Annotated in this window: 4 protein-coding genes; all 4 read left to right on the plus strand. The window is 62.1% G+C overall.

Features of this window, described 5'->3' with window-relative positions; all coding sequences use genetic code 11:
* The first annotated feature begins 88 nt into the window (after positions 1-88).
* Positions 89-1,729, plus strand: a complete 1,641-nt coding sequence (locus tag EN893_RS15050; RefSeq protein ID WP_127269136.1) for an acyl-CoA synthetase — start codon at positions 89-91, stop codon at positions 1,727-1,729.
* 187 nt (positions 1,730-1,916) lie between these two features.
* Positions 1,917-2,522, plus strand: a complete 606-nt coding sequence (locus EN893_RS15055) for a TetR family transcriptional regulator (RefSeq protein ID WP_127269135.1) — start codon at positions 1,917-1,919, stop codon at positions 2,520-2,522.
* A gap of 51 nt (positions 2,523-2,573) precedes the next feature.
* Positions 2,574-3,716 carry an efflux RND transporter periplasmic adaptor subunit gene (locus tag EN893_RS15060; protein WP_127269134.1) on the plus strand — a complete coding sequence of 381 codons (1,143 nt, stop codon included), beginning with the start codon at positions 2,574-2,576 and terminating at the stop codon, positions 3,714-3,716.
* A gap of 199 nt (positions 3,717-3,915) precedes the next feature.
* On the plus strand, positions 3,916-5,956 hold a 2,041-nt coding region (locus EN893_RS15065), incomplete at its 3' end, for an efflux RND transporter permease subunit (protein ID WP_164900885.1).

Raw genomic sequence — 5,956 nt, forward strand, 5'->3', positions numbered from 1 at the left:
CGCCGAATGCGCTCTGTCGTGGCATCGTTTGTGGTGACGCGGACCGAGCCTATGACTAGAACGTCTGAAAGAAATCGGGGAGCATGGGATGGGCAGTCCTTACGAACAGGATCTCGACAAGAACGCGGCCAACCATCAACCGCTGACACCGCTCACCTATCTTGAGCGCGCGGCCAAGACCTATCCCGACCATCTCGCCATCATTCATGGCCACCAGCGTATCGACTATCGCACCTTCTGGCAGCGGTCGCTGAAGCTTGCCTCGGCGCTCGACAGGCGCGGCATCGGCAAGGGCGACACCGTCACCGTCATGCTGTCAAACACGCCGCCGATGCTGGAGGCGCATTTCGGCGTGCCGATGACCAAGGCGGTGCTGCATTCGCTCAACACCCGCCTCGATGCCGCGGTCATCGCCTTCCAGCTCGATCATGCCGAGACCAAGGTGCTGATCGTCGACCGCGAATTCTCCGGCGTTGTCAGGCAGGCCCTGGAACTGGCCAAGGTCAAGCCGCTGGTCATCGACTATGATGATCCCGAATACGCCGACGACGCGCCGTATCCGAAGGGCGAGCGGGTTGGCACGCTGGACTATGAGGCGTTTGTTGCAGGCGGCGCCGAGGATTTCGCTTGGTCGATGCCCGACGATGAGTGGGACGCCATCTCGCTCAACTACACTTCCGGAACGACAGGCAATCCGAAGGGCGTCGTCTACCACCATCGCGGTGCCGCGCTGATGGCCTACACCAACACCATTCATGCGGGCATGGCCAAGCACGCCGTCTATCTCTGGACGCTGCCGATGTTCCACTGCAATGGCTGGTGCTTTCCCTGGACGCTCGCTGTCCAGGCCGGCACCCATGTCTGCCTGCGCTGGGTGCGGCCGAAGCCGATCTACGATGCGATTGCCGATCACGGCGTCACCCATCTGTGCGGCGCCCCGGTCGTCATGTCGGTGCTGATCAATGCCAGGGAGGAGGACAAGCGCGAATTCCCGCAGACTGTCACCTTCAACACCGCGGCAGCTCCGCCACCGGAAGCGGTGCTGTCGGGGATGGCCGATGCCGGCTTTGCCGTCACCCACCTCTACGGCCTGACCGAGACCTATGGTCCGGCGGTCGTCAACGAATGGCATGGCGCTTGGGATGATCTCGAAAAGGGCGAGCGCAGTGCCAGGAAGGCGCGGCAGGGCGTGCGCTATGCGGCGCTCGAAGGCCTGACCGTCATGGACCCCGAGACGATGCGGACCACACCGGCCGATGGTGAGACCATCGGCGAGGTCATGTTCCGCGGCAACATCGTCATGAAAGGCTATTTGAAGAACCGCAAGGCGAGCGACGAGGCCTTCGCCGGCGGCTGGTTCCACTCCGGCGATCTCGGCGTCATGCACCCCGATGGCTACATCCAGCTCAAGGACCGCTCCAAGGACATCATCATCTCCGGTGGCGAGAACATTTCCTCTATCGAGGTCGAGGACGCGCTCTACAAGCACCCGTCGGTTGCCTCTTGCGGCGTCGTCGCCAGGCCCGACGACAAATGGGGCGAGGTGCCTGTTGCCTATGTCGAGCTGAAGCCCGGCAAGGCCGCGACCGAAGCCGAGATCATCGATCATTGCCGCGCGCTGCTTGCCCGGTTCAAGGTGCCGAAGGCGGTCATCTTCGCCGAAATCCCGAAGACCTCGACCGGCAAGATCCAGAAATTCCGGTTGCGCGAGATGGCGAGGGGGACTTAAGCCTCGTCGCTGCTCTCCTCCAGTTACGACCTTTGCGATTGGGCAAAGCCTCCGCGACTTTCGTCGGTTCCCTGTCACCATCTGTCATCATTCGTACGTGTACACCGAATCCGCATTGACAGGTCGCTCTTTTCAATTTACGAGTGACGAAAATCGAAATTCATCACTCGTAAATCGATAGAGGATCATGTCCGAAGCCGCCACCATAGTCGCCGAAGCCGCCCGACAGGAAAATGTAACGCGCATTCTCGATTGCGCCGAGCGCCTGTTCCGGCACTATGGCTACGGCAAGACCAATGTCGCCGACATCGCGCGTGAGCTCGGCATGTCGCCCGCCAACATCTACCGTTTCTTCGCCTCCAAGGTCGAAATCCACCAGGCCGTCTGCGGCCGTATGCTCGGCGCCAGCTACAAGATGGCCTACGAGATTTCGCGCCTGCCGATCAGCGCCGAGGAGCGGCTTCGGCGTTACGTGCATGCGCAATACAAGATGACGATGGAGGTCATGCTCGACGACCAGAAGGTCCACGAGATGGTCATCGTCGCCCTCGAACGGGACTGGAGTGTGATCGACAAGCATGTCGACAGCATTCACGACCTGTTTGCGGAGGTGATCCGCGACGGCATCGAGGCCGGTGAGTTCAGACAACAGGACCCGGTGACCGCGTCGCGCTGCTTCGGTGCCGCAACGGTCATCCTGTGCCATCCGCAAATGGTTGCGCAGTGCCTTGCCAAGACCAACCGGGCGATGCCCGACGATCTGATCGACTATGCGATCAGAGCTCTGAAGTAATAGCCCCCGCCAGCCGGTTGTCGACCATTCATCTCCAGTCGGAGTACCAAGATGTCTTTGTCCAATTCCATCCTTCGCAAGCTGCCAGTTGCCGGCCTGATCGTCGCCACTCTCGGGCTTGCCGGCTGCAGCCAGGAAAAAGCCGAAGTCAAGGATATCATCCGTCCCGTCAAGGTTGTCGAGATCGCGAAGGTGCACGACACCCGCACGCTCTCCTATTCCGGCTCGGTGCGAGCCCGCACCGAGAGCGCTCTGGCGTTCCGCGTCAATGGCAAGATCACCGAGCGCCTCGTCGATATCGGCCAGCATGTGGCCGCGGGCGATGTGCTCGCCCGCATCGATCCCATTGACTACGACCTCTCGGTCAAGAGCGCGCAGGCAGCGCTCGATGCCGCCGAGCGGCAGGTCGAGACTGTGGAGCTTGCCCGCAAGCGAGCCGAGCAGCTTTTTGCCAAGAATTTTGCCCCGAAATCACAGCTCGAACAGGCGACCTTGACCTATGACCAAGCGGTCGCCACGCGTGATTCCGCCCTTTCGACACTTGCACAGGCGAAGAACCAGGTCGGCTATACCGATCTCAAGGCCGACAGGGATGGCATCGTCACCACGGTCAGTGCCGACGTCGGTCAGGTCGTCGGTTCCGGTACGCCGGTTGTCACTGTCGCCGTCGACGGCGAGAAGGAAGTGCTGATCGCCGTCCCCGAAATGGAAATCGCCGAATTCAGGCCGGGCAAGGCAGTCAAGGCGGGCTTCTGGTCCGACGATGCGCTGGCGCTCGATGGCAAGGTCCGCGAAGTCGCCGGTAGCGCCGATCCGCAGTCACGCACCTTTGCCGTCCGCGTCAGCCTGCCAAACGATCCGCGTGTGCTGCTCGGCATGACCGCCAGCATCGAAGCCTCGGCGGCCAATGAGCGGCAGCTGGTCTCGATCCCGCTGAGCGCATTGGCCGAGCAAGGCACCCAATCGATCGTCTGGACCGTCGATCGTGGCGCCGACACCGTTCATGCCCGTCCGATCAAGGTTGCCGAGTTCGCCGCCGATGGCGTGCGTGTCGCAGAGGGTTTGAAACCCGGCGATGTCGTGGTCGCCGCCGGCACGCAATTCATGACCGAAAACCTGAAGGTGAAGCTCGCTGGTGATGCGGCGCTGCAATCGGCATCCGCGGCAGACGGCGACGCCAAGCAGGTGCGCTGACGACAGACAACCGGCTGCGCGTTCCCGCAGTCGTTGGTTTCCGGGCGGCAGGCGCCCGACCGAGACGCTCGATTGATGTAACCCCCACATCGATCTCGCGTCCCACCGCGATGAGTGCTTCTCCGCTCGGAGAGCCTTGCCGCCCGGAAGCCACTATGAACCCTCGATTTTGTTGCGCTAGATAGATGGACCAGCGTCGATGACCAATTCCACGGAAGAGAAGCGGCCCTTCAACCTGTCGCGCTGGGCAATCGGCCATCCCGCCATTGCGCGGTTCCTGTTCGGCCTGATCATCATTTCCGGCGCGCTCGGCCTGATGCGTATGGGCCAGAAGGAAGATCCCGATTTCACCTTCCGGATCATGGTCGTCCAGGCGATCTGGCCGGGCTCCTCGATCAAGGAGATGGAAGACCAGGTCGTCAACAAGATCGAACGCAAGCTGCAGGAAACGCCGCATCTCGATTTCGTGCGCTCCTTCACCCGCGCCGGCAGCGCCATCATCACCGTGCAGATCAAGGGCGACACCAACACCGCCGAGGTGACCGACGCGTTCTACCAGGTGCGCAAGAAGGTGGGCGATATCCAGGGCGACCTGCCGCAGGGCCTGCTCGGCCCGTATTTCAACGACGAGTTCGGCGACACCTTCATCACCTTGCATTCGATCAGCGGCGACGGCTTCAGCTATCCCGAACTGAAGAAGTTCGCCATCCAGGCGCGCGACATGCTTTTGACGACGCCCGGCGTCGAGAAGGCCGTCATCATCGGCGACCAGCCGGAAAAGCTCTATGTCGACGTCTCGTCCAAGGCCCTGGCCGAACGCGGCCTGACGCTGACCGATCTGCAGAATGCGATCAAGGGACAGAACAATGTCGACCCGGCCGGCTCCGTCGATACCGGCACCAACTCGGTACGCATCTCCGTCGAGGGCGATGTCGGCAAGGTCGAGGATATCCGGAACCTGCGCCTGCGCGCCGGCGGCCAGGTCACAAGGCTGGGCGACATCGCCACGGTGACCTCGGGGCTGGAAGATCCGTTCCAGCGCAAATACCGCTTCAACGGTCACGACAGCGTGCAGTTGGGCGTCGTCATGGCCAAGGGCTTCAAGGTTACCGACGTCGGCAAGGATGTCGAGGCCACCTACAAGCGCTTCGAAGAGGCGCTGCCCTACGGCGTTGCGGTCGACCAGATCTCCGACCAGCCGGGCGTCGTCACCGATGCGGTGGCCGAGTTCATGCATGCGCTCGGCGAAGCGTTGCTGATCGTGCTCGTCGTCTCGTTCCTGTCGATAGGCTGGCGTTCTGGCCTGGTCATCGCCATCGCCATCCCGCTGGTGCTGGCTGCGACCTTCGCCATCATGTACGAACTCGGCATCGACCTGCAGCGCATCTCGCTCGGCGCGCTGATCATCGCGCTCGGTCTTCTGGTCGACGACGCGATGATCGTCGTCGAGATGATGGAGCGCAAGCTGGAGGAGGGGATGGTCAAGGTCGAGGCGGCGAGTTTTGCCTATTCCTCGACCGCCTTCCCGATGCTGACCGGCACGCTGATCACCACAGCCGGCTTCATTCCGGTCGGCTTCGCGGCCTCGACCGCCGGCGAATATGTCCGCACCCTGTTCTATGTCGTCGGCATCGCGCTGATCGTCTCCTGGTTCGTCGCGGTCTATTTCACGCCATGGCTCGGCAACATGATCCTCAAGCAGCGCAAGCATGCCGGCAGCCATCACGATGTCTTCGACACGCGTTTCTACCGCCGGCTTCGTGCTACCGTCAGCTGGGCCGTGCGCCATCGCATCATCGTCCTGGTGATGACGCTGGTCACCTTCGGCACCAGCCTGTGGGCTTTCCAGTTCATTCCGCAGAACTTCTTCCCGCAATCGTCGCGGCCGGAAATCCTCGTCGACCTTTGGCTGCCGGAAGGCACCAGCATCAAGGAAGTCGAGGCGCAGGCCAAGGCGCTCGAAACCAAGATGATGGACGACAAGGACAAGCGTTTCATCGCCACCTATATCGGCGAAGGCGCGCCGCGCTTCTTCCTGCCGCTGGACCAGCAGCTGAGCAACCCCAACTTTGCCCAGCTGCTCGTCATGGCCAATGACGAACCGGCCCGCGAACGGCTGATCGTCAAGTTGCGCACCGTTCTGGCTGAAGACTTCCCATCCATCCGTGCCAAGGTCGATCGTCTGTTCCTCGGCCCGCCGACCGGCTGGCCGGTGCAGATGCGCGTCATGGGGCCGGATC

Source organism: Mesorhizobium sp. M7A.F.Ca.CA.004.04.2.1 (genome assembly GCF_004022825.1).
Lineage (GTDB): Bacteria > Pseudomonadota > Alphaproteobacteria > Rhizobiales > Rhizobiaceae > Mesorhizobium.